The organism is Pseudomonadota bacterium (genome assembly GCA_022361155.1).
Lineage (GTDB): Bacteria > Myxococcota_A > Polyangia > Polyangiales > JAKSBK01 > JAKSBK01.
On sequence record JAKSBK010000382.1, the window covers coordinates 1 to 23698 of the forward strand.

A 23698-nucleotide genomic window follows, 5' to 3' on the forward strand; every position below is an offset into this window, starting at 1 on the left:
CGCCAGAATGCGACGGCGCCGAAGCTGACCTCGAGCCGCTGCCCCGCGGAGCTCTCGAGCCGCGCCTGGCGCGCCTTTTCGTGCTTCGACATGCTCTTGCCGAAAACCCGCCTCAGCAGGCTCGGGTGTGCGCCGGATTCATCTTGGGTTTCCTGGCCTGCGCCGGGGCGCGCGCTGAGCGCTTCGTCGCTCACGTACTCTGCTTCGGCGCGCTCGAGCGGATTGTCGTCGCCGAGCTCGGCACGGGCCGAGCGCGGTGCCGGACTGGCGTACCGAACCTTGTTGCCGAGGTGGACCCAGAACGCTCGACCTGCTCGCCGGAGGTGTTTCACTCTCTTGGCTCGGAAGGTATGCCGGCCGATGATCTGGCCGTCCTGGCCTTGGCGAACGCTGAGCTCCACCCGGTAGTGTCGTCTTTTGCGGACTTCCCCGTGGACGAACGCGCCGATGCCCAGCTGCCGAGCGAATACGGCGTAGCTGCCTGTGGAGCCGAGCTTGAGGCCCCAGCGCCGCAGCCTGGCAGCGACCTCGGATCGGCCGATCAGCTCCACCTCGACCTGACGCCGCAGGACACGCTCGATGCTGCTGCTGACCTGGCCGGCGTGTGGGCCGCTGAAGCGCTCGATCACTACCCTGACGGGCTCTGTGGCTCGGGCGCTCGAGGTAGGCAGCGTAAGGCTGCATGCCCAGAGAGCCAAACAAAACCAGGCGGTACGTGATGCCGGCAAGATCAAATCTCGGCGTACAGTGCACAGGGGTGTGCAGGCTTAATGACGCCGCCCATACCCTACGGGTCAAGCACTTTTCACGCGAGCTTGTCGAATCCCCCGCCAGCGCCCATAATGCGCCCCAACCCGCGGCGCCGAGGTGCTGCTCGGAGCTGGCCGTGGCGGTGCGGCCTTTTGGGAGTCGTACTTCGAGGAACGTGATGAACCTAGCAGCGCAGGCGCCTGTCCAGTCCCTCGCGCAAGAGCTCAATCAGGCGCTCGAGGACGCCGCGCCCGAAGTGCTCGGCATGCTGTCGCCCTTGGGACGCAGGCTGTACTACCCAAGAGGTATTCTGAGCCAGACAGCCGAAGCCAAGACCAAGGCACATCGGTACAACGCAACCATAGGGATCGCCACCGAGGGCGGCGGCCCCATGTACCTGGCATCGCTGCACCGCTGGCTGCACGAGCTCGCCCCCTCGCAGGCGTATTCCTACGCTCCGCCGGGCGGGCAGCCGGAGCTGCGGGCACTGTGGCGCGACAAGCTTCTCGCCGACAGTCCATCGTTGCGGGGCAAGGTGTTCGGTCAGCCGCTGGTGACCAGCGCCATCACCCACGGCCTGTCGCTGGTTGGGGACCTGTTCGTGGAAGCGGGCGACCGCATCGTGATCCCGGACAAGCTGTGGGGCAACTACCGCTTGACCTACGAGGTTCGCTTGGGGGCCGAGCTTTGGACTTTTCCCACGTTTCAGGCGCGGGGCCTCAATACGCAGGGCCTCGAGGAATGCCTCGGCCAAGCCGCCCGCGGACGGGACAAGGTCCTGGCCCTGCTCAACTTCCCCAACAATCCTACCGGCTACATGCCCACGCCCGAAGAAGGCGACCGCATCGCGCGGGCTATGATCGAACAGGCCCGGCAGGGGACCAAGGTGGTCGTCGTTTGCGACGACGCCTACCACGGGCTCTTCTATCATTTGGGGGGCCGGTCGCTGACCGAATCGCTGTTCGGGCGCCTCACCAACGCACACCCCAACCTGCTTGCGATCAAGCTGGACGGCGCGACCAAGGAGCTTTTCGCCTGGGGCTTGCGCTGCGGGTTCTTGACCTTCGGGCCTGGCCGTTGCGAGCGGGCCGACGCCGTTGTGGCTGCGCTGGACGCCAAGGTGCGGGGCGCCACCAGGGCCGTGATATCCAACAGCCCGCAGCTGTCGCAAAGCCTGGTGCACAAGGCGCTGATGGCTCCCGAGATCAGGTCCCAAAGGCAGGAGAAACAACGCGTGCTGTTGGCACGAGCCACCAAGGTGCACGAAATCGTTCACGACCGGCGCTTCCGCGATAGCTGGGAGGCGTATCCCTTCAACAGCGGATACTTCATGTGCCTTCGCATCAAGGGAGTCGACGCGCACAAGCTGCGTTTACACCTGCTGGACACAGAAGGAATTGGCCTGATATCGGCTTCGGCGAGCGACCTGCGGGTCGCCTTTTCCTGCCTGGAGCTAGACCAGATCGCGCCCCTTTTCGAGACCCTGCATCGAACGATCGGCCGAATGCAGGCCGCGGCTCCCCCCGGGCAGGCCTGATCGGGGCAGCGGCCGAGCGCTAAAGAAACGCACAACGGCGGGCGTAAGCACGAACAGGGCCGGCGAAAGCGCCGCAGCCCGTTCGCGAAATGTCGCATAGCCGCGCCGCAAATGCTCTCCTGTTGCTCCTCCTGCTCGGTGGTGCCGGATTGTGCGCGAGCTGGATGATGCTCCGGTTGCGCCATAGCGAGGTGCAGGACTGGCCCACGGCCCCGGGCACCATCACGCGGTCCACCCAGGGTAATCCCGCGCTCGGTGACAAGACCAAAGCCAAGAGCTACCTTTCGCTGCTTCGCTACACCTACACCGTGAGCGGACGTCAGTATCGCGGCAGGTTCGTTACCTTGGCGCGCGCGGCGGACAAGAACTTCGCGCGACGGCACCCGGTGGGAACCGCAGTACGGGTGCGCTACGACCCGCGCCGGCCAGCCATCAGCTACCTGGACACCCGTTTCCACGCAGTATGGCAGCTGCGCCTGTACCTCGGCCTTGGTCTCATGCTGCTGTCTGTCACGCTCTGGGCGCTGTACCGGCAGCAACAGCTGCGTCGCAGGCTCCGGGTGCGCAGCGGAGAGCTGCTGACAAGGCCGAGCACGAGCCGGCCTCCGCCTGCACCATCAGGATTCGAGCGCTCGGGCTTGCCCGTACCCCGGCGTGGCCCGCTGGGAAGGCGCCAACCCCCGCGATGAAGCGAGCGCAGCGAGCGCGCGGCTCGTACCCCGCGCTGCAGCCAGGTGCGCGGCTTTGCTGCCCCGGCGCAGCGGCGCCGGACCGCAGCGCGCCTTGGGGCCCGTGGACCGCGGGCCCTTACCGTCGCCGGCGGGACCACACCGCTGCTGCTGCGCAGGCCGGCCGCGTCCGGCGAGGCCCGTGCCCCGGTGGCGGTGCAGTGGGTCGTGTATGCTAGGTGAGATGGCCGGCGCTCACCAGGGTCAGCCGAGTCCCGGCGCACTGCTGGACGACCGCTACGTGCTGCACGAGGTGCTCGGAACAGGTGCCGTCGGGGTGGTCTATCGCGCCCACGACGTGCGGCTGAAGCGCGAGCTGGCAGTCAAGATCCTGAGCCCCAATCTCGGGCCGTCGCGACACAGTCGAAGCCGCTTCGGGCGTGAGGGGCAGGCGCTGATGCGCCTATCCCATCCGAACGTGGTGGACATCCTGAGCTACGGGATCACCAACGACACGCAATACATCGCGATGGAGCTGCTCAGGGGCGTGACGCTGGAAAAAGTCCTGGAAGAGGGGGAGCCGCTCGAGCCCGGGCTGGCGCGTGATCTCATGCGCCAGGTCCTCTCCGGCCTCGCGTACGCTCATCGACGGGGTATCGTCCATCGTGACCTGAAGCCCGGAAACGTGTTTCTCGAGGGATGGGAAGGGTCAAGCCCTGAGGTCAAGCTTCTGGATTTCGGTCTTGCCAAATTCCTCGGCGCCGCGGACAAGGAGCTGTCTCAGACCCTGACGCACACGGGGGTGGTCATGGGAACTCCCCTGTACATGGCGCCGGAGCAAGCGACGGGCGACCAGGTGGACAAGAGCGCAGACGTGTACGCAGCCGGGAGCGTGTTCTTCGAGATGCTGACCGGACGGCCGCCCTTTGTCGAGTCCTCGCGTAGCGAGGTCGTGCGCGCGCACCTGCTGTCGCCCGTGCCCAGGCTCGAGCGCATCTGCGAGGGATTGACCGTGACGCCCGAGCTACAGCAGATGATCGAAACCGCGATGGCCAAGCGCCCGGGCGAGCGCTTTGCCGATGCAGGCCGCATGCTCAAGGCGCTTCGCAGCCTGCCGACACCCGCTGCGACCTCGTCGCTCAAGAGTCCGACCTACACACCCAGACCTGCAAGGCGTGGGATCCAACGCCTTGCGCTGGCCGGCCTGGTCGCCGTGGCAGTCGGCGCGCTCGCCTTGGTGCACGCGCTGGACAGCGAGTCGCTTGGCGCGATCGTCCAAAAGGAGCAGGGCCCCTGGGGCGAGGGCGTGCCCGCTGCGCTCGAACGCATCCAGGCGAACGCCTACGGCGGGCAAGCGCTGAGCCGCGCCGACATTCGCGAGGTGGTGTCGTACTCGAAAGCACATCCTCGGGATCCTCGGCCGCATCTGTTGCTTGGGCACGCCTTCGCCAACAAGGGCTGGCGCCGTGACTCGCTGCGCTACTACATGAAGGCTTTCCGCGTGGATGCACGCTCGCGCGCGGATGCCTGCATGCTCGATGACCTGCTGGACGCCGTGGGACACGCTCGCCATGGACGTCGCGCAGTCAGTATGGTGCAGCAGATCTATGGTGCCGAAGCCTTGCCTGCGGTGGAGCGCAGCCACCGCAAGGCACCACCGGACAGCGACCGGCGCAAACAGCTCGGCCTGCTAAAAAGCAAGCTGCTGCGAAGCGCACGCAACCCACGCGGTTGAGTGCCATGCTGGCATGGTACGCTGCCCCTATGCTGGAGTCCCCCATGCGGCATTCCGAATCGGTCAGCCTGGACGAGCTGCGTGAGCTACCTCCGTTTGCCGGCCTGAGCGACCCTCAGCTCGAAGCGGTCACGGGGCTCGCGCGCGTCAGGAGCATCGCGAGCGGACAGCAGTTGTTCCGGCAGGGGGAACCGGCCTGCGACCTCGGTGTGGTCCTGCACGGCAGGTTCAGCCTGTGCGTGGAGCTGGGAAGCGACCGGGAGCTGTGCTTGCTGACGCTCACGCGAGGCGAAGTCATCGGTTGGTCGGCGGTGCTCGACCAAGCCGCATGGCTCGCTAGTGCGACCGCGGTGAAGCCATCGTCTGTCCTGGCGTTTCACGGATCGGCCTTGCGCGATCTGTGCGCGTCCGACCACGAGCTCGGCTACCACGTCATGCGCAATCTCTTCGCCGCTGTCGCAGCCCGTCTGCACGACACGCGCCTGCAGCTGCTGGACATGTACGGCCATGGCGGAGCGGCTTAACAGCGAACACCTGGACGATTTGATCGCCCTGATGCGCGGCGACGGCTACCGCGTCATCGGTCCCACGATTCGAGACGAGGCGATCGTCTACGACGAGCTCCGATCGGCGGCCGATCTGCCCTGGGGATTCACCGACCAGCAGGGGCCGGGACGTTATCGGTTGCAGCGCCGGCCAGACCGTGCTGCCTTCGGATACGTGGTGGGCCCGCACTCGTGGAAGCGTTTCCTGTTCCCGCCTCGCGAGCAGCTGGTGCGCATTCGACGGGGCAGTGATTCGCCGCAGTGGACAGCTGCGACGGACGACGGGCCCGGATTGGCGTTGCTGGGTGTGCGCGCCTGCGAGCTCGCCGCCATCGCAATTCAGGATCGGGTGTTCATGGGCGGTCCGTTCGTCGATGGTCGCTATAGAGTGCGGCGCGAACGCTGCCTGATCATCGCAGTCAACTGCACCGAAGCCGGCGAGCTGTGCTTCTGCGACTCCATGGACACAGGCCCCGAGGTGCAGGGCGACTACGATCTGCGAATGACCGAGCTTGGTACCGAGCTCGTGCTCGACGCCGGGTCGGCGCGTGGCCGCGAGCTGCTCGAGCGGCTGCCCAGCCGGCCGGCCGAGGACTCGGTCGCGGACAGGGCGCAGGCAGCCATCGAACGCTGCCGCCGTTCGATGGGCCGCCGTCTCGACACCCGTGATCTGCCTGCACGCTTGATGGGCAACCTCGACCACCCGCGCTACCAGGATGTGGCAGACCGCTGCCTTGCCTGCGGCAACTGCACGTCGGTTTGCCCCACCTGCTTCTGCTTCACCATCAGCGATACGTCGGGTGTCACCGACGGCGAAGCCGGCCGAGAGCGGTCCTGGGATTCGTGTTTCGGCGCCGAGCATTCCACGATTCACGGAGCTCAGTTTCGCCCGGACGTGAGGTCGCGCTACCAGCAATGGCTCACCCACAAGCTCGCGACCTGGACGGCGCAGTTCGGGACCAGCGGTTGCGTAGGCTGCGGCCGCTGCATCGCCTGGTGCCCGGTTGGGATCGACCTTACCGTGGAAGCCTCCACGATTGCAGCCGGCGCCGGCGACCCGGTACCTCTGCCGCCCGTGCAGTCTTACGCGCCCCGGGCGGGTGACGGTCTGGTCCCAGTGCCGGCGCGAGTGCTCGAGGTCCATCGCGAAACGCACGATGTGGTCAACCTGGTGCTTCAGGCACCCGCCGGCTATGCGCCCGAGCACGGCCAGTTCAACATGCTGTCCTTGCCCGCGATCGGCGATGTGCCCATGTCGATATCCGGCTCTGGCGACGGCGTGCTGGAGCACACGCTGCGCAGTGTCGGCAACGCGACGCGCGCCCTGGCCGGGCTGCGTGAGGGCGCGGTCGTGGGCCTGCGCGGACCGTTTGGCAAGCCCTGGCCCCTCGAGCAAGCAGTCGGCCGCCACCTGGTGCTGATCGCGGGGGGGATCGGTCTGGCCCCCCTTCGCAGCGCAGTGCGCGAAACAGTGCAGCGCCCCAAGGACTTCCCGAACGTGCGCATTCTGTATGGAACGCGTAGCCCCGACGACATCATCTACGATCGCGAGCTGCTCGGTTGGATCCAGGCCTCGCATCTACGAGCGCACGTGACCGTGGATCGAGGAGACCGTTCCTGGAGCGGCAATATCGGCGTCGTTACCAAGCTGATGCGGCGCAAGCACACCCCCCGCTCGGGGCTGTACTTTCTGTGCGGCCCGGAGATCATGATGCGCTACGCGTTGGCAGAGCTTGACCGGCTCGGCATCCCAGCCGAGCACATCTACCTGTCGCTGGAACGCAACATGAAATGCGCCGTGGGCATCTGCGGTCGCTGCCAGTACGGACCCCATTTCGTCTGCAAGGACGGACCCGTGTTTCGCTATGACCAAATCGCCAGCATCTTCGGCAAGGTTGGATTCTAGCAATCCTGTTCACGCCCGGCGGCCACGCCTCGGAGTGTTCAAGCTCGCGTCGTGCGACGGCTGCCAGCTGACCTTGCTCGACTGCGAGGACGAGCTGCTGGCCGTAGCGCAGGCGGTCGACATCGTGCATTTCCCCGAGGCCTCCTCGAGCCTGATGCCCGAGGGGCCCTTCGACGTGGTCTTGGTCGAGGGATCGCTGTCGACCTCGGAACAACTCGAGCAGCTGCACCGAATCCGCAAAAACGCGCGGGCCCTGGTGACCATCGGGGCCTGCGCCACAGCGGGCGGCATCCAGGCGCTGCGCAACTTCGCCGACCATGCCGAGTTTGCGCGCGCGGTCTACGCGCGGCCCGACATGCTGCCGATCCTGGCGAAGTCGACCCCCGTCGCCGAGCACGTCTCGGTCGACTTCGAGCTGCGAGGCTGCCCGATCGACAAGCGGCAGCTGATCGAGCTGATCGCCGCTATGCTGGTTGGCCGCGCGCCGGTCATCCCCAACGAGAGCGTGTGTATGGAATGCAAGCGACGCGGCGCCGTCTGTGTCGTCGTGACCAAGAACCAAGCTTGCCTCGGGCCGGTGACGCATGCGGGCTGCGGTGCCATCTGCCCCGCGTTCGCTCGCGGATGCTACGGCTGCTTTGGCCCGCGCGAGCGACCCAACACCCGGGCCCTTGCGCAGCACATGCGGGCTCAGGGCTTGACCGGCCGGGAGATCGCTCGCAGCTTCCGGCTCTTCACCGCCTACGCCCCCGAGTTTCGCGAAGAGAGCGAACGCCATGAGTCGTGAGCGCACGTACAAGGTGGATCTGCTCACGAGGGTGGAGGGCGAGGGTCGCTTTCACCTGGTGGTCGACGGCGAGGACGTGAAGGAGGCGCACCTGTCGATCTTCGAGGCCCCCAGGTTCTTCGAGGCCTTCATGCGGGGCCGCTCGTTTCAGGAAGCACCCGATATCGTGGCCCGGATCTGCGGCATCTGCCCCGTGGCCTACCAGATGAGCGCGGTGCGCGCGCTCGAAAACGCGCTCGCCTGGGTGCCGACGCCCGAGATACGGACCCTGCGCCGGCTCCTGTACTGCGGCGAATGGATCGAGAGTCACGCCCTGCACGTCTTCCTGCTGCATGCGCCGGATTTCCTTGGCTACGCCAGCGCCATGGACATGGCTCGGGATCACAAGGCCTTGGTCGAGCGTGGTCTGCGCATGAAGAAGGCCGGCAACTCGCTGATCGAAGTCCTGGGAGGCCGCGCCATCCATCCGGTTTCGGTCCGTGTGGGGGGCTTCAGCCGCGCCCCTTCCCCCGCCGAGCTCGGCGCGCTCCGCCCGGCCCTCGAGCAGGGTCTTGGCGACGCCTTGACCACGGTAAAGTGGGCGTCCGGGCTCAGGGCACCCGAGCTCGAGAGCGACTACGTGTTCGTGACGCTGTGCGCGCAAGACTACCCGCTCGAGTGGGGAGACCAGATCGCCATCTCCGGACGCGGGCAGTTTCCGGTAGAGGCTTTTGACGAGCTCTTCGAGGAGCAGCAAGTCGCACGCTCCAACGCGCTTCACTGCCGGCTGCGCGACGGCACCCCCTACCTTTGCGGACCCATGGCCAGGCTCAACCACGCGCACGAACGGCTGCATCCCACGGCGCTTGCTGCGCTCGCCACGAGCGGCCTAACGCTTCCGCTGCGCAATCCCTACCGTTCGATCGTGGTCAGGGCGATCGAGCTGGTGCACGCGTTCGCAGAAGCGCTGGCGATCATCGACGGCTACAGTTGCCCGCAACCCGCATGCTTCGATCTCGAGGCCGCGAGCGCATCGGGCTCGGGAGCCAGCGAAGCGCCCCGCGGCCTGCTTTGGCACCGCTACGAGCTCGACGCCGGCGGGCTCGTTGAAACCGCTCGGATCGTGCCGCCCACATCCCAGAACCAAGCTCGCATCGAAGCCGATCTCGTAGCCATTGCGCCCGAGCTGCTGCGGCTCGATCACGACGCAGCCACCCGCCGCTGCGAGCAGCTCATCCGCGCCTACGACCCCTGCATCTCGTGCGCGACCCACTTCCTCGAGCTGACCATCGATCGTGCCGGCGCGGATAGAAGCTCGGCTATATGATCAGCGTGAGCCGCGTTCGGGTCATTGCACTAGGCAACCGTCACGCCTCGGATGACGGCGCCGCCCTGCGCGCGGCGGATGCGCTCGAAGGCCAACAGGTCGTGCCCGCCGGCAGACCAGGGGCGGGATTGCTGGATCTGCTCGCTGCAGAGGGCCCGATCGTGTTGGTGGATGTGATCCGGAGCGGCGCCGCACCTGGCTCGATCGTGCAGCTGTCCCTGAGCGAGCTCGCCCGGGCCGCCGTCAGCGGCGCTCCTGTGTCCTCGCATGGTTTCGGGGCCGGCGAAGCGCTCGAGCTCGGGCACGCCCTGGGCCGACCCCTGCCAGATGGGTGCTTCGTCGGCATCGAAGGAAGCAGGTTCGAGCCGGGCGATCGGCTGTCTCCGCCCGTCGAAGCCGCCCTACCCGCGCTGGTCGCCGCACTGCGCGAAGCAGTCCGGAAAGCGACAGGTGGGATCGCCGAGGAGCTTCGCGGCGCTGCGGGCCGCTACGGAGCGTGACCCGCCGTGAAACTCTACGACGAGCTCGCCGAGCGGTGGCACATCCTATCCGCACCGGAGGAGTGCCGGCAACAGCGACATGTACATGGTCAAGTACGATCCAGCAGCGAACAACGAGACGCGCGATATGCACCGCACACTGCTTGAGGTCGGGCTCGCGGGCGATCGGGCAGCTGGCATCGACGGTCGGTGTTGGTTGTTATGTGCGAAATCTGGGACGCAGGACACGAGTTATAGTTAGCATGGCACCATGGCGAAGCTGACGAGGGATGTTCTGGTCGTCGGAGGGGGTCACAACGGTTTGGTGGCGGCCACCCTCCTGGCCCGCAGCGGCCTGAGCGTCTTGGTGGCCGAGCAGAGCGAGCAGCTGGGCGGCGCGGTACGGACCGAGTACCCGTTCGAGCGCGCCCCCGAGCTGGGCGTCTCGTCCGGCGCCTACCTGCTCGGGCTGATGCCGCCGAAGCTCCTCAGGCTGCTTGACCTGCAGCTGCCGCTGCTGCGCCGCGACCCGCACTACTTCTTGCCCACCAGCGGCGAGCGCTACCTCTTGCTCGGCTCCGGCCAAGCTCGCAGCCGGCAGCAGCTTGCGCGCTTCTTCTGCGAGCAGGACTGGCGCGCGCACGAGGCCCTGCAGGCCGAGCTCGGTGACCTGCGCGAGGACATCGCGCCGAGCTGGCTCGCCGAGCCCCTTTCGATCGAGGAGACGGCCGAGCGTTACGTGCGTCCGCCGCTGCGCGAGGTCTTTGTCCAGCTCTGCCGGGGCTCTATCCGCACCTACCTGGATCGTTTTGGCTTCCGCAGCGACCTGATCAAGGCGATGTACGCGGTGACCGACGCCTTCACCGGCGTGTTCGGGGCCTGGGATACCCCGGGCACGGGCATGAATTTCCTGATTCACAACATGTGCAGGCTCCCGGCTTCCGACGGCACCTGGATGCTGCTGCGTGGCGGGATGGGCGTTCTGACCGAGCAGCTCGCACGGTTGGCCGGGGACCTTGGCGTGGAGATCTGGACGTCCCGGCGCGTGGTGTCGCTGCGCACGGCGCAGGGGGTCTGCCGTGGGGCCGTGCTGGCTGACGGCAGCGAGGTGACGGCGAGCGCCGTGGTGGTGAATGCGGACCCGTTTCGCTTGAGGCAGCTGGCCGGCGCTGCCAGTTTCCCGGCCGCCTACAACCAGCGGCTCGACGACTGTGCCCGACCCGGATCGAGCATGAAGGTCAACTTGGCCCTGCGCGGCTTGCCCGAGTTTTCCTGCCTGAAGGAGGATCTCGGCCAGCACCGAGGCACGATCCATCTGCTTGCCGACGAAAGCGAGGTAATTGCCGCGCTCGACAAGGCGTTCCAGCAGGCGCGTGCCGGCGAGCTGCCGGAGCAACCCGCCATGGAGCTCTACATCCATACCGCGCTCGACTCCAGTCTCAAGGACAGCAAGGGTCGCCACAGCGCGGCCCTGTTCGTGCAGTGGGTGCCCTACGCCCTCAAGGCCAGCAGCTGGGAAGTGCAAGAGCAGCCGTACGTACAACACCTGCTTTCGCTCTGGGAGCGTCTTGCTCCCGGGAGCGCCGGCTTGGTGGACGACGTGTTCACGCTCACGCCGCCAAAAATCGAGCAGCGTTTCGGCATGACCGGCGGCCACATCCACCACATCGACAATACCTTTGGCTTCGCCGATCGCTTGCCCTATACCACACCCGTCGAAGGCCTGTACTCGGCCAGCGCCGGCTGCCATCCCGGCGGCTCGGTCATCGGTGCTGCCGGCCACAACGCAGCGGCCCGCCTGCTGCGCGACCTGGGCAAAGGCTAAAGGCTGAGCTGTAACGACCGGGGCCGATGCACACTACTGCCTAAGGCGTCGGGTCAAAATAACATCGCCACTTCGATTTCGATCCATCCCGTCCAGCGGCGTTGCACCGCCTCCGAATACAGGGAGTATTCGCGCGACAGCGCGCCTTGCCGGCCGGGAGCCTCAAAGCCGACCTGGAGATGTTATTTTGACCCGACGCCTAAGAAACCGCACCTACCGAGAATCCGCCATGGCCTCACCTGCTAGCGTTCATCTACCCGTGATGGCTCGCGAGAGCCCGAGGCCCAAGGCCGCCTTCGAACAGGAGCTGGGGCAGCACGGCATGGCAAGCCTCAGCCGGAGCGCCTTGACCACGGTGCAGATCAACGTGGGTAAGCGCTGCAATCAGGCCTGTCACCACTGCCACGTGGACGCCGGCCCGGCACGGGTCGAGAGCATGGGTCGGGATGTGGCGGAGCGCGTGGTCCGCCTGGTGGCTCGGGCACCCAGCGTCGACCTCGTGGACATAACGGGCGGAGCACCCGAGCTCAATCCCCACTTTCGTTGGCTGGTGCGCACACTGCGCGGTCATGGCGTACAGGTCATGGATCGCTGCAACCTGACCATCCTGTTCGAGCCCGGCATGCAGGACCTGCCGGCTTTTTTGGCAGACCACCAGGTGGCAGTGACGGCGAGCCTGCCCTGCTACGGTCCCGGCAACGTCGACAAGCAGCGGGGCAAAGGCGTGTTTGATCGCAGCATTCGCGCCCTGCGCATCCTGAACCAGCACGGCTACGGGCTGGCAGGCACCTCGCTTCCGTTGGACTTGGTCTACAATCCGCTGGGAGCCTCGTTGCCACCACCCCAGGTCGCACTTGAAAGCCGCTATCGCGAGGTCTTGCGCGCCGAGCACGGGATCGAGTTCAATCGCCTGCTCACGCTCACCAACATGCCCATCCAGCGCTTCGCTCGAAGCCTCGAACGGCAGGGTCAATACGACGCCTACATGAGCCTGCTCGTCAACCATTTCAACCCCGCGACCATCGAGCACCTCATGTGTCGCACCCTGCTGAGCGTCGGCTACAACGGCCGGCTTTACGATTGCGACTTCAACCAGATGCTCGAGATCGCACTGGGTGCGCCTCGCCGCGACCGCGCAACCCCCACAACGGTTTGGGAATTGGACAGCCTGCAGGACCTGGCTGGCCAACGAGTCGCCACCGCAGAGCACTGCTTTGGCTGCACTGCGGGCGCGGGCTCGAGCTGTGGCGGGGCGCTTCAATGAGAGCGGTACTGGGGCGCCGATCGCCGATCGTAAGGTGCGGCTAAGGTGCGGCTAAGGTGCGGCTAAGGTGCGGCTAAGGTGCGGCTAAGGTGCGGCTCGACCCCAAGCAGGTGGCGGCGTTCGCGCTCTACGACTTCGCCAACTCCGCCTACTCGGCGGTGATCGTCGCCACAGTATTCGCCGTGTACTACGCTCAGAGTGTCGTCGGCAACGAAACGGGCGAAGGCGACCTGTGGTGGGGCCGCGTCATGTCCGTTTCGGTGCTGTTCGTGGCGCTTTCGTCGCCCGCGTTGGGCTCGGTCGCGGACCGCGCCAGGATACGCAAGCGCATGATGCTCGCTTACACCTGTTTGTGCATCGGCGCAGTGGCGGCATTGTCGAGCGTGGGCCCCGGCGACGTACTGTGGGGCTTTTGCCTGGCGGTGCTCGCCAACATCGGCTTCGAGGGAGCGCTCGTCTACTACAACGCTTACCTTCCCGACCTGGCGCCTGAGGAGCGCCGCGGCTTCGTCTCGGGCGTCGGGTTCGCGCTTGGCTACGCCGGATCGCTGATCGGGCTGCTGATCGCCCTGCCGTTGGTCCAACGCGGCATGTTCGAGCTGACCTGGCTCAGCGTCGCGGCTTTCTTCGCGCTTTTTTCGCTGCCCGCCTGGCGCTGGCTGCCTGCGGACGCCCCCGGCGGGCAGCACGTCGCAAAGGCGGCGCTCGATGGCTTTCGTCGCCTGCGCGCAACGACGCGCGAGGTGCTTCGCTCCAAGCCCCTGCGGCGATTCCTCTTCGCCTACTTCTTCTACATCGACGGCGTGCTGACGGTTATCTACTTTGCAGCAATTTTCGCCACCAAGACGCTTCGCTTCGAGCAAGGCGAGCTCATGCTGCTCTTCATGGTGGTGCAGATCTCGGCCCTGCTGGGCTCGCTCGCACTCGCCAAGCCCACCGATCGCTGGGGCGCCAAACGCGTCATCGGGCTGACCCTGGTCCTTTGGACCCTGATCGTGGCCGGCGCGGCAGCCGTGGAGTCGAAGCCGACGTTCTTCGCCATGGCCGCGCTGGCAGGCTCTGGGCTAGGCGCGGTGCAGGCAGCGAGCCGCAGCCTGATGTCGAGCATGATTCCCCGCGGCCGGGAGGCCGAGCTGTTCGGCTTCTACGCCTTTTGCGGCAAATCGTCGTCCGTGCTCGGACCGCTGGTCTTCGGTCAGGTCTCCTACCTGAGCGGCGGAAACCAGCGCCTGGCAGTGCTGTGCATCGGGGCGTTCTTCGTGGTCGGAGGACTGCTGCTGCGGCGGGTGCCCTCGCCGGCAGCATCCGGGCGCGTCCCGTACGTTGGTGCCTCGTGATGGGGGATTCGCAGAGGTGTCGCGTCTTGTGTCGCGCCCGCGTTTTGTGTCGCGCCCGCGTTTTCTGTCACAACACGGTTGCGTTCCAGGGCGCCTATGGTATTGATGCGCGCCCACGTCGTGGGGGTGCGCCGGCCGCTGGCGCGCTCAACCCCTCCAACCCCTTAACCCTGCACCCGTCAGCACGTCGAGGGAGAGTTTGCGTTGGACACACGCGGACGGCACCTGTTGGCCGAATACACCGGTTGCGAGGCGGGCCTGTTGGACAGTGTGGAACGGGTCGAAGCCCTGATGCGCAGAGCGGCGGAGGCCTCCAGGGCTACGGTCGTGGCCTCGGTGTTTCACCCGTTCTCCCCCCAGGGAGTGAGCGGCGTGGTCGTCATCGAAGAGTCCCACCTGTCGATTCACACCTGGCCCGAATACGGCTACGCCGCCGTGGACTTTTTCACGTGCGGGGAGTGCTCACCCGAGCAAGCCCACGAAGTGCTCAAACGCGGCCTGGGAGCCCGTGAAGTGGAACTGATGCTGGTGGACCGTGGGCGTTGCAGTGTCGGGGGCCGCATGGATGTGCGCTACCACGTGCGGCCCAGGCAAGACCTGGGGGCGCCGCCCAAGTCGCTGCGCCGGCCGCGGAGCACCACCGCCGCGCACGCGCAGTCTTAGGGGCTCCGTCCTAGCATGCCGCTGTGGTACGACGAGGTATTCGAGGGCAACGCACGCTTCGGTCTGAAGGTCGGTAAGACCCTCTACAGCGAACGCAGCGCTTTCCAGACGATCGAGATCTTCGAGACCGAGCGCTTCGGCCGGACGCTCGCGCTCGACGGCATCTACCAGACCAGCGAGGCGGACGAGTTCTACTACCACGAGATGCTCGTGCAGCCCGCGCTGGTCACGGCGCCCGCGATTCGGCGCGTGCTGCTCATAGGGGGCGGCGACGGTGGTTCCGCGCGCGAGATCCTGCGTCATCCCGAGGTCGAGCAGCTGGTGATGGTGGAGCTCGACAGCATGGTGGTCGAAGCGAGCCGGAGGTATTTGCCGACCATCGGCAGCGCGTGGGAAGACCCAAGGCTCGAGGTCCGGTTCGAAGACGGCATCGCCTACGCGGCGGCATGCAACGAGCCGTTCGACGTCATCCTCATCGATGGGCCAGATCCGCTGGGGCCGGCGGTCGGACTGTTCGAAAGCTCGTTCTACACCGACTGCGAGCGCTTGCTGGGCGAGCACGGTGTGTTGGCCCAGCAGACCGAGTCGCCCGTGTTCATGCCGCGCGATTTCTACCGGATAGTGCGCACGCTGCGCGACGTGTTCGTGTGCGCGGACCCCTACTTCGGTCCAGTGCCGGTCTATGCAAGCTCGCTCTGGAGCTACACGTACGCGAGCTCTGGCTTGGATCCCAAGGCGATCAACACCGCTCGCGCCGAGCGCATCGAGCCCCACATGCGCTACTATACGACCGAGATCCACCGAGCCGCCTTCGCGTTGCCCCGCGAGATTCAGAAGAAGCTGGACGCAGGCCAGTCGCGTGTTTCAGCGTAACTCGTGACTCTGCTACCCTCGGCTCGATGAGCGATTTCGTCTGGGTTCCGCAGCGAGAGTGGATTGAAAACGCCAACGTCAGCCGGCTGATGGCAAAGCTCGGCTACGCCGTGGACCCGCACAGCGCCCCGCGCACCGAGGAGGCGGCGCGCGCGTTCATAAAACGCAGCCAGCAAGACCCCGAATGGTTTTGGGCAGCGGCTCTGGATGACATGGGCTTCGTGTGGGAGACGCCCTACGAGCGCCTGCTCGACACCTCGCGCGGCAACGCCTGGGCAGACTGGTTCGTAGGAGGACGCACCAACATCGTGCTGAACTGCGTCGACCGCCACGCGAACGGTCCGAATCCGACCAAGATCGCGCTTATCGCCGAAACAGAGGACGAAGCCACGCGCTGTGTGAGCTACGCCGCGCTCGCGGCCCATGTGGCCAAGGTGGCCAACGCCCTTGTGGCCTTGGGGGTCGGCCCGGGGGATCGCGTGGCCTGCTACATGCCGATGCTCGCGGAAGTCGTCTTCGCCATGCTCGCCACCCACAAGGTTGGCGCCGTTTTCGTCCCGATCTTCTCTGGCTACGCACCGCCCGCCGTGCGCGAACGACTCGAGGACGCCGACGTCAAGCTGGTGTTCACAGCCGACGGCTCGCTGCGCAGGGGGCGGACGCTGCCGCTCAAGGCCGAGCTCGATCAAGCCATCGCGGACTTGCCCGAGCTTCGCCATACCATCGTGCTGCGCCGCGCCGGAACCAGCGTTGGCTGTCCGATGACGGCGGGGCGCGACCACTACTGGCATGAGCTCGTGGAGGGCCAGAGCAGCCGGGCCGGCACCGTGGCCGCCAAGGCCATGGACACGGCCTTGATCCTGTATACGAGCGGGACCACCGGCAAGCCCAAGGGCACGGTGCACACGCATGCCGGCTGCCTCGCGCAAACGGGCAAGGAGCTGCGCTACAACTTCGATCTCCGGCCGGACGACGTGTTTTGGTGGTTCACGGACATCGGCTGGATGATGGGACCGTGGGAGATCATCGGTTGCTTCATGCACGGCGCCACCCTGGTGGTGTTCGAGGGCGCCCCGGACTATCCCGCGCCCGATCGCATCTGGCGCAGCGTCGAGCAGCACCGTGTGACAACGCTGGGCATCAGTCCCACGGCCGTGCGCTTGCTGATGCGCGGGGGCGATGGCTGGGTCGACCCGTACGGCATGCCGACGCTTCGCCTGCTCGGCAGCACGGGGGAGCCCTGGGATGCGGAAAGCTACACGTGGTACTTCGAGCATGTCGGCCGCGGGCGCTGCCCGGTGATCAACATCAGCGGGGGCACGGACATCGTTGGCTGTTTCCTCGCTCCGCTGCCCATCATGCCGCTCAAGTCCACGACGCTCCAGAGCCCGGGCTTGGGGATGGCAGTCGACGTGTTCGACGAGGGCGGCCAAAGCGTAACCGACGAGGTGGGCTATCTTGTTTGCACCAAACCCGCCCCCTCGATGACGCGGGGGTTGTGGAAACAACCGGACGCCTATCTCGAGGCCTACTGGTCCAAGTTTCCCGAGGTCTGGAACCATGGGGACTGGGCCAAGGTCGATCGGCAAGGCTACTGGTTTTTGTTCGGCCGCGCGGACGACACCATGAATGTCGCCGGCCGCCGGGTGGGTCCCGGCGAGATCGAGGCCACCCTGATCGGCCACGACGCCGTGAGCGAGGCCGCGGCGGTAGGCGTGCCCGACCGCCTCAAGGGTACGGAAATCGTGTGCTTCGTGGTCTTGCCTCCGGCACATGAACCCAGCGAACAGCTGCGCAGCGAGCTAGGTCAGGCGGTCGTCGCAGCGCTGGGCAAGGTGGACCGCCCCAAGGCCGTGCTCTTTGTCGACGACCTGCCCAAAACGCGCAGTGCCAAGATCCTCAGGCGCCTGATCCGGAGGCGCTATCTGGGCGACCAAGACCTCGGCGACCTCTCGAGCGTTGCCAATCCCGAAGCCATCGAGGCGATCGCCAGGGCGCGATGACCCTGCGCGCCCCCAACCCCCGGGACGGGTCTTACGTCAGCCGGCTCGCAAGACGGCGGCCGGATAGCGTGCCAACTGTTGGTCCGCAGTGACGAGCGTACAGTCTTCCGTGCCAGCTTGCGCCACAAGCATGCGATCGAACGGATCCCGGTGGTGCATGGGCAGGGTATGCAGCGCAAAGCAATGAGCCGGCTGAATCGGTAGGTTTATGAAGCCGTCCTGAAGCAAGGACTCCGGCACCATTTCCGCGAGCGGTCTTGGCAGTTGCAGCTTTCCAGCCACGATCTTGATAGCCATCTCCCAGCTCGACACGGCGGAAAGGTGGACCTCGTTGTCCATCGAGCCGATGGCTTCACGCGCGCCAACGCCCAGACGATCGGGAGCCATCTGCCACCACAGCCAGACATGGGTATCGAGCAGTATCTTCATGCAGCGATCGGCTTGCTCACTCAAGAACTGCGCTCAAGATGCGTAGAACTCGTCTTCGAAATCTCGCAGAGGCGCATCGAAGTCATCCGCGACATAACCCTCACCGGCGTAACGGCCCGCAACCCGCTGCCGGGCTGCTTCGATGGGAACCAGTCGAGCGATGGGTCGGCCCGAGCGTGCGATCACGACCTCCTCACCCTGCGCTACACGCGCCAGAAGGCGAGACAGATGGCTCTTGGCTTCATGAATATTGACTTGCACCTAATGAGATAGACTAAGCTTAGTAGTAGACTAAGTCAAGAAAGCGCGGCTAGCTCGATGAAGCTCGTGGTCCAGATCCCCTGCTACAACGAGGCGGATTCCCTCGCCCGGGTGATCGCCGAGATCCCGGCCGAGATCGCCGGCATCGACACTGTCAGCGTGCTGGTCATCGACGACGGCTCGAGCGACGCCACCTCCCAGGTCGCTCGCGATGCCGGGGCCGAGGTGGTGCGCCATTCGACCAACCGCGGCCTGGCGCAGGCGTTTGTGACCGGGATCGAAGCGGCCCTGCAGATGGAGGCCGACATCATCGTCAACACCGACGGCGACCACCAGTATCCAGGTGAGTACATCCCAGCCCTGGTGTCGCCGCTTGTCCGGGGCCGAGCCGACCTGGTAATCGGCAACCGGCAACCCGCCCGCGATCCAAACGTGCCGGCGCGCAAGAAGTTCTTCTACCGCGTGGGCAACACCGTGGTGCGCAGTGTCACCGGTGTCGACATCCACGACGCCCCGAGCGGCTTTCGCGCCATGTCTCGCGATTTCGCCTTGCGGGTGTTTCTGACGAACCCGTTCTCGTACACCATCGAAACGATCTTCAGCGCTGCCGAGGCACGCTGCCTGGTGCTGGAGATACCCATCCGTCCCAATCGGCCGCGCCGTCCGAGCCGGCTCTTTGGGAGCCTGTCCGAGTACATCACCCGTTCAGCGCAAATCATCGTGCAGGGCTACTCCATGCACAAGCCCCTGCGCGCTTTTGCATGGCTCTCGCTACCGTTCCTGTTGCTGGGCGTCGCGATCGCGGCCCGCTTCTTGTATTATTTTGTCCAAGATCCTTCCCGCAGCGGGCACATCCAATCGCTGATTCTCGCCGCGGTCGCCGTGGTGGTGGGCGCACAGATTTTCATCTTCGGCATGCTCGGAAGCCTGGTGCGCACCAATCGTCTCCTGCTCCAAGACATCCGGCTGCGCATGCGCCGCCTCGAGCTCGAAAAGGGCCGACCACCCCGCCCTGAGGCGGGCGACGACACGAGCCCGACCGTGGTAGTCGAGCCTGAGAGCGAACGCTAGAACGCTAGTTTCTCCGCCGACCCCAGAAGGGGGTGAGGGCCGGCTCCGAAACCCGGCCCCCAACCGCGCTTGCTAGCGCTGGCGCACCTTCTTGTCGATGCCTCGCTGCGCGGTCGTGCCCGCGGCCTACCCGGGAGAAAACCCGCATCGGACTTCCGGCCGCGAGCACCAGTACCGCTAGGGGGGTACGAACTCGACGATCAGCCTGGGCCGCCGGTTTGCGTTCGAGTACTGAGTGCTGCGATAGCGCGAGTTGTTGCTCGCGTCGGCAACCAGGGCGACGCCATGGGCCGAGCTGGGGCTGCTCATCCAGTCCCGAACGAGGTCGAGCAACCCGGGTCCGCCGAAGTGGTTCAGACCGATGCGCGGAACGAAGCCCGCAATGGCCGTGGGTTCGTAGCTGGGCTGGCTCGCCCACGTGACGCTGGCTTCCTGCCAGGGCGCCGTCAGCGGGTGCGCGCGGACCGTGCTCCCGGTGTCGAAGCAATAGAGCTCGATCGTCGCGCTTAGGATCTCCGAGCCCGGAGGTATCCTCGCGAGATCCACGGGCATGAGCAGCCCCACCCTGCGGTTGGCGGGCGTGCTTCGTACCTCGATGGCTGGCGCGAGCCCCTGGGCCGAGCCGGGCTGGCTCTCTTGAACAAATGCGTCCGCGAGAGCAAGCGTAAGCTCGAGCCCGCAGCGACCCCTGTCGCAGATGGCGATGCCGGGTGGGGTTGCACCGCACTGGCGCATGCAAGCTCCACAATGCTCCGGGTTGTTGGCGAGATCGGTTTCGCAACCGTTGGCCCAAACGAGATCGCAGTTCGCGGTGTTTGCCTCGCACACGAGCGGGTTGTCGGTGCAGGTGCCCATCTGACAGCGTTGGCTCGGTGCGCAAACCGTGCCGCAGCCGCCGCAGTGAGCCGGATCCATCCACACATTGGCTTCACAGATGCGATCTCCATCGCAGTTGGCCAGTCCAGGGGGACACATGACCGGCAGGCAGGATCCGTCGTAACACAGCGCATCGGGCGCGCACGGGATCCCGCACGAGCCGCAATGCGCTGGATCCCGTGCCAAGGCGACCTCGCAATGGTTGGCGGGATTGCCGTCGCAGTTGGCGTACCCGTCCGTACACAAGATCGGCTGGGCGGTACAGCGACCCGTGCTGCAAAGCTGACCGGCAAGGCACACCGTACCGCAGTTGCCGCAGTGCCTGGTATCGCTCTGGATGTTGGTTTCGCACTGGTTGTTGCGGTCGCCGTCGCAGTCGGCCCAACCCGGGGGGCAGGACAAGGGCTGCAGCACGCACAGGCCAGCGGAACACTGCTGGCCCGGCGCACATGCTTGCTGGCAGCGACCGCAATGCCTGGCGTCGTTTTGGGTGTCTGCTTCGCAACCGTTGGCGCGGCTGCCATCGCAATCGGCCCAGCCCGGAGCGCACACCGGCGCCTGGAACATGCACACGCCCGCGCGACAGCCGTGATCGGGCGGGCAGGCGAGATCGCACTGGCCGCAGTGCTCGTTGCTGTTGGCCAAATCGGCCTCGCAGCCGTTGCTCCGATCGCCGTCGCAGTCCGCATGGCCGGGCTGGCACACCTGGGGCCGGCCGACGCAGTGCCCGTTGTCGCAGCCCTCGCCCGGATCGCATGCCGCACCGCACTCCCCGCAGTGGCCAGGATCGGCCAGCAGGTCGATTTCGCAACCGTTGAGCGAGACGCGGTCGCAATCTGCCTTGCCGGCAGGGCAGACGCTGCCGCCGGCGGCGAAGCCTCCCGATCCAGCGGCAAGCGGGCCCGACTGCGTGCCCGAGGTCCCCGCCAGCCCACCGCCCGGAGACGGTCGAGCCGTGCTGGCGGCGTCCCCGCAGCCGGCCGGCCATACGGCCAAGATCACGGCTGCTCCAGCGCGAATCGCGGCAGCCCTGCAGCGAACCGCGGTGTGCACGGGCAGGGAACGCGCGCGCGGACGACGACCGGTCCAGGTGTCTCCAGCGCGCAGCATGCCCACCAAGGCCATATAACCCAGCCAGCTGATGCGGGCCAGCGTCTCGTCTGCTCGTCTCGTCTCCGCGACGTCTCCCGTCAGAACGGGAACAGGTCGATGATGCGCCGGAAGGTTGCCGGCGCCGGCGTGCAATCCATGGCTGTGCAGCGGGGCAGTGGATCGATCCCGCTGCGGTTGTCGTAAGGGTTGCCAGGACACGCGTTCGGATCGCTGTGCTCAAAGCAGACGCGCAGAGGTGCCGAGACACCCACGTTGCCGATCGTGTCCTCGGCGCGCACGGCCACGCAGGCCCAGCCCTCGGAGATCTGGGTCCGGAAGTTCCAGGCATCGCCATGGCAGGCCGTGTTGGATCCTTGGGTGGGCGCGCGAGCGTAGATGCCTGTCGTGTTCACGTTGACCCCGAAGGTCACGCGAGACATCTCGCTGCCCTGACAGACCAGGCTCGGCGCCATGCTGTCGTTGCCCGGCCCGCAAAGGGTCCCCATCGCGGGATCCTCGGTGGCGACCGAGGCTTGGAAATCCGCCTGCCCGGCGTACTGGACCGGGGCCAGATCCACGAGCACCGGGGCAGGGTCGAGCATGGGGTTGATCTCGTCGCAGATTCCGTCGCCGTCCGTATCCACGAGCAGGGCCTTGTCGGAGTCGTCGAGGACGTAGAGCTGAACCTTCGCGTCGTCGATGCCCGCCAGAAAGGTCACCGGCGCGCCCTCGGCGAAGTTGCCACGGTCCTCGATGCGCGCCCGAAAGACCGACGCCTCGGGACGCACGTCACCGTCGTCGACCGCCAGTGCACCCACAGGGTCAAAGGGGCGCGAGCAAAGAAAGGCCGAAGGGGGTTCCTTCTTGCGTTCGCGCACCGGCAGCGGATCGAGGTCGATCACAGGGGGTGCGTTGTCGATCCGCAACGTGATCGAGCGCCGGGTTTCGTTGCCCACACTGTCGCGCGCCAGGACGTTGACGGTTATCTGGGACACGTTGGGTGGGAACTGGCGCGTGTCAAAGGATCCGACGTACTTGTTCCCCCCTTGCGGCCTAAAGGGAAACTCGAACCCCATGTTGCCCACCGAGCCGCCGAGGCTGGCCATGTTGACGCCCGCCGCATCCGTGGCCTCGATCTCGATCTGCACGACACCACGCATCAGCGCGTTGTCCGAGGGAGCGAGGATCTCGAGCTTGGGCCCGTCCGCATCCACGTGGAAATTCAGCGAATGGGTACGCACGACACCGCGCTTGTTAGTGGCCCTTACGCCCAGGCCCGTAAGCCCGCTCAGCAGGGGAAAGACGGTGGGGTCGTCCAGGATCGCGCGAGCCGTGTAGCGACCGGGCATGGAAGGGCTCTCGGCCGCCGCGATGGGCTGCCCCGCCACGCTCAGCGAAACCGCCACCACATCGGCCATGCTGTCGCTGGGATCCACCGCTAAAGCGCTCACGGTGAAGTCCGCTTCCAGCGGCTTGGTCAGCGCCACCGTGGAGTCGGGACGGGGCGAGCTCACCGTGATCGCGGGGCCGAAGTCGATGAACACTTCGACCTCGGCTTCACCCTTGCGCTTCGATTCGGAGCTGTCCTCGGCCGAGCACGCGATGGTGAATTTCCCGTTGTCGATCTTGGTGTCGAGCCCCACGAAATCGGCCTCGAAGTCGCCCGTGGCGCTTTGTCTGACCGGGGGCTCCTCGACCGGATTCGCGTCCTCGAACAGGACGATCGCGACCGAGTCGATGCTGATCTCCTGGGCGCCGGGCGCGGGGCCCTTCCTCGCGCTGCATTGCACCGTCAAGGGCTGGGTGGAGATCACGCCGTCGCGCACGGGATCGCTGGCATGGGTGGGGCTGAGGATCGTGACCACCGGCAGCAGCCCGGGATCGGCCGGCGTGCCGCCGTCGCCCGGCAGCGACGCGGCATCGGCGGCATCGACGCCGGCGTCTGCAGCGGTCTGCCCCGCCGCTCCCGCATCGCGCCCAGCCCCGGCTCCGCCTTGGCCTGCCGTTGCCACACCGCCCTCGGGCTGCAGCGTGCCCGGAGGCGCGGGGGTCGGCGCCATGCCCTGCCCGTCGCCACAGCCCGCCGCCAGCCCCAGGCCGAAAACGCACGCCAGCCAGCCGGAGCTGGGTCCACGCGCCGGCAGCACGAACGATCCGCGTGACGGATGCGCGTGCTTGGCCCGCATCATCGGCTTCGAGGCGTCCGTCCAGCCAGGGAGTGTCTTGCACGGTCGGGCTAGCGGCCGCAGTACTTCCCACAATGTAGCCACGCAATGGTGCAATCGCGCATC

The 23698-nt window shown here is 66.4% G+C and carries 20 protein-coding genes; 15 read left to right on the top strand and 5 right to left on the bottom strand.

The window, feature by feature from the left end:
- The coding region (locus tag MJD61_14580; GenBank protein ID MCG8556497.1) for a hypothetical protein at positions 1–728 on the bottom strand (728 nt) is incomplete at its 3' end.
- 200 nt (positions 729–928) lie between these two features.
- Here MJD61_14580 and MJD61_14585 point away from each other — a divergent pair.
- The 14 genes from MJD61_14585 (at position 929) to MJD61_14650 (ending at position 17678) form a co-directional block, all read left to right on the top strand.
- Positions 929–2287 (top strand): aminotransferase class I/II-fold pyridoxal phosphate-dependent enzyme, encoded by a 1359-nt coding sequence (locus MJD61_14585; GenBank protein MCG8556498.1) that lies wholly within the window; start codon positions 929–931, stop codon positions 2285–2287.
- Positions 2288–2463: 176 nt separating this feature from the next.
- Entirely contained in the window at positions 2464–2976 is a 513-nt protein-coding gene (locus MJD61_14590) for a DUF3592 domain-containing protein (protein ID MCG8556499.1), read from the top strand.
- Between the two features lie 223 nt (positions 2977–3199).
- Positions 3200–4690, top strand: a complete 1491-nt coding sequence (locus tag MJD61_14595) for a serine/threonine protein kinase (GenBank protein MCG8556500.1) — start codon at positions 3200–3202, stop codon at positions 4688–4690.
- A 44-nt stretch (positions 4691–4734) separates the two neighbouring features.
- Positions 4735–5214, top strand: a complete 480-nt coding sequence (locus MJD61_14600) for a Crp/Fnr family transcriptional regulator (protein ID MCG8556501.1) — start codon at positions 4735–4737, stop codon at positions 5212–5214.
- Positions 5198–7141: a 4Fe-4S dicluster domain-containing protein gene (locus MJD61_14605; GenBank protein MCG8556502.1), complete on the top strand. Its 1944-nt coding sequence runs from the start codon at positions 5198–5200 to the stop codon at positions 7139–7141. The genes MJD61_14600 and MJD61_14605 overlap by 17 nt, the downstream gene beginning before the upstream one ends.
- Positions 7131–7928: an oxidoreductase gene (locus tag MJD61_14610; GenBank protein MCG8556503.1), complete on the top strand. Its 798-nt coding sequence runs from the start codon at positions 7131–7133 to the stop codon at positions 7926–7928. The genes MJD61_14605 and MJD61_14610 overlap by 11 nt, the downstream gene beginning before the upstream one ends.
- The gene (locus MJD61_14615) at positions 7918–9234 is read left to right on the top strand and encodes a nickel-dependent hydrogenase large subunit (protein ID MCG8556504.1); all 1317 of its coding nucleotides are present in this window, start codon (positions 7918–7920) and stop codon (positions 9232–9234) included. Before MJD61_14610 ends, MJD61_14615 begins: the two co-directional genes overlap by 11 nt.
- A complete protein-coding gene (locus MJD61_14620; GenBank protein ID MCG8556505.1) occupies positions 9231–9734 on the top strand; it encodes a hydrogenase maturation protease in 504 nt (167 codons plus the stop codon). The genes MJD61_14615 and MJD61_14620 overlap by 4 nt, the downstream gene beginning before the upstream one ends.
- Before the next feature lie 250 nt (positions 9735–9984).
- A complete protein-coding gene (locus MJD61_14625) occupies positions 9985–11538 on the top strand; it encodes an NAD(P)/FAD-dependent oxidoreductase (GenBank protein MCG8556506.1) in 1554 nt (517 codons plus the stop codon).
- A gap of 229 nt (positions 11539–11767) precedes the next feature.
- Positions 11768–12802: an arsenosugar biosynthesis radical SAM protein ArsS gene (gene arsS / locus MJD61_14630; GenBank protein MCG8556507.1), complete on the top strand. Its 1035-nt coding sequence runs from the start codon at positions 11768–11770 to the stop codon at positions 12800–12802.
- An 89-nt stretch (positions 12803–12891) separates the two neighbouring features.
- Positions 12892–14139 carry an MFS transporter gene (locus tag MJD61_14635; protein ID MCG8556508.1) on the top strand — a complete coding sequence of 416 codons (1248 nt, stop codon included), beginning with the start codon at positions 12892–12894 and terminating at the stop codon, positions 14137–14139.
- A 204-nt stretch (positions 14140–14343) separates the two neighbouring features.
- On the top strand, positions 14344–14802 hold the full coding sequence (gene speD / locus MJD61_14640; GenBank protein MCG8556509.1) for an adenosylmethionine decarboxylase: 459 nt from the start codon (positions 14344–14346) through the stop codon (positions 14800–14802).
- A gap of 15 nt (positions 14803–14817) precedes the next feature.
- Complete coding sequence (gene speE, locus MJD61_14645; protein ID MCG8556510.1) at positions 14818–15675, top strand: polyamine aminopropyltransferase; 858 nt, start codon at positions 14818–14820, stop codon at positions 15673–15675.
- Between the two features lie 26 nt (positions 15676–15701).
- Complete coding sequence (locus tag MJD61_14650) at positions 15702–17678, top strand: AMP-binding protein (GenBank protein ID MCG8556511.1); 1977 nt, start codon at positions 15702–15704, stop codon at positions 17676–17678.
- Positions 17679–17714: 36 nt separating this feature from the next.
- On the opposite strand, the gene MJD61_14655 is transcribed toward MJD61_14650, so the two are convergent.
- Both MJD61_14655 and MJD61_14660 read right to left on the bottom strand, forming a co-directional pair.
- A complete protein-coding gene (locus tag MJD61_14655; GenBank protein MCG8556512.1) occupies positions 17715–18107 on the bottom strand; it encodes a type II toxin-antitoxin system VapC family toxin in 393 nt (130 codons plus the stop codon).
- Between the two features lie 33 nt (positions 18108–18140).
- A complete protein-coding gene (locus MJD61_14660; GenBank protein MCG8556513.1) occupies positions 18141–18368 on the bottom strand; it encodes a type II toxin-antitoxin system Phd/YefM family antitoxin in 228 nt (75 codons plus the stop codon).
- A 57-nt stretch (positions 18369–18425) separates the two neighbouring features.
- Here MJD61_14660 and MJD61_14665 point away from each other — a divergent pair, with 57 nt between their 5' ends.
- Complete coding sequence (locus MJD61_14665) at positions 18426–19439, top strand: glycosyltransferase family 2 protein (protein ID MCG8556514.1); 1014 nt, start codon at positions 18426–18428, stop codon at positions 19437–19439.
- A 177-nt stretch (positions 19440–19616) separates the two neighbouring features.
- Here the strand turns inward: MJD61_14665 and MJD61_14670 are convergent, their stop codons facing one another.
- Together MJD61_14670 and MJD61_14675 are read right to left on the bottom strand one after the other, a co-directional pair.
- Positions 19617–21440, bottom strand: a complete 1824-nt coding sequence (locus MJD61_14670) for a DNRLRE domain-containing protein (GenBank protein MCG8556515.1) — start codon at positions 21438–21440, stop codon at positions 19617–19619.
- Between the two features lie 65 nt (positions 21441–21505).
- Complete coding sequence (locus MJD61_14675) at positions 21506–23596, bottom strand: hypothetical protein (protein MCG8556516.1); 2091 nt, start codon at positions 23594–23596, stop codon at positions 21506–21508.
- Between the last annotated feature and the right edge of the window lie 102 nt (positions 23597–23698).

What these genes read in the sequence shown, in the direction of transcription:
- MJD61_14650 (MCG8556511.1), top strand. Translation starts at nt 15,702, where the DNA reads ATGAGCGATTTCGTCTGGGTTCCGCAGCGAGAGTGGATTGAAAACGCC.
- MJD61_14655 (MCG8556512.1), bottom strand. Translation starts at nt 18,107, where the DNA reads ATGAAGATACTGCTCGATACCCATGTCTGGCTGTGGTGGCAGATGGCT.
- MJD61_14600 (MCG8556501.1), top strand. Translation starts at nt 4,735, where the DNA reads ATGCGGCATTCCGAATCGGTCAGCCTGGACGAGCTGCGTGAGCTACCT.
- MJD61_14670 (MCG8556515.1), bottom strand. Translation starts at nt 21,440, where the DNA reads ATGGCCTTGGTGGGCATGCTGCGCGCTGGAGACACCTGGACCGGTCGT.
- MJD61_14675 (MCG8556516.1), bottom strand. Translation starts at nt 23,596, where the DNA reads ATGATGCGGGCCAAGCACGCGCATCCGTCACGCGGATCGTTCGTGCTG.
- MJD61_14625 (MCG8556506.1), top strand. Translation starts at nt 9,985, where the DNA reads ATGGCGAAGCTGACGAGGGATGTTCTGGTCGTCGGAGGGGGTCACAAC.
- MJD61_14615 (MCG8556504.1), top strand. Translation starts at nt 7,918, where the DNA reads ATGAGTCGTGAGCGCACGTACAAGGTGGATCTGCTCACGAGGGTGGAG.
- MJD61_14595 (MCG8556500.1), top strand. Translation starts at nt 3,200, where the DNA reads ATGGCCGGCGCTCACCAGGGTCAGCCGAGTCCCGGCGCACTGCTGGAC.
- MJD61_14585 (MCG8556498.1), top strand. Translation starts at nt 929, where the DNA reads ATGAACCTAGCAGCGCAGGCGCCTGTCCAGTCCCTCGCGCAAGAGCTC.
- MJD61_14605 (MCG8556502.1), top strand. Translation starts at nt 5,198, where the DNA reads ATGGCGGAGCGGCTTAACAGCGAACACCTGGACGATTTGATCGCCCTG.
- arsS (MCG8556507.1), top strand. Translation starts at nt 11,768, where the DNA reads ATGGCCTCACCTGCTAGCGTTCATCTACCCGTGATGGCTCGCGAGAGC.
- MJD61_14665 (MCG8556514.1), top strand. Translation starts at nt 18,426, where the DNA reads ATGAAGCTCGTGGTCCAGATCCCCTGCTACAACGAGGCGGATTCCCTC.
- speE (MCG8556510.1), top strand. Translation starts at nt 14,818, where the DNA reads ATGCCGCTGTGGTACGACGAGGTATTCGAGGGCAACGCACGCTTCGGT.
- MJD61_14620 (MCG8556505.1), top strand. Translation starts at nt 9,231, where the DNA reads ATGATCAGCGTGAGCCGCGTTCGGGTCATTGCACTAGGCAACCGTCAC.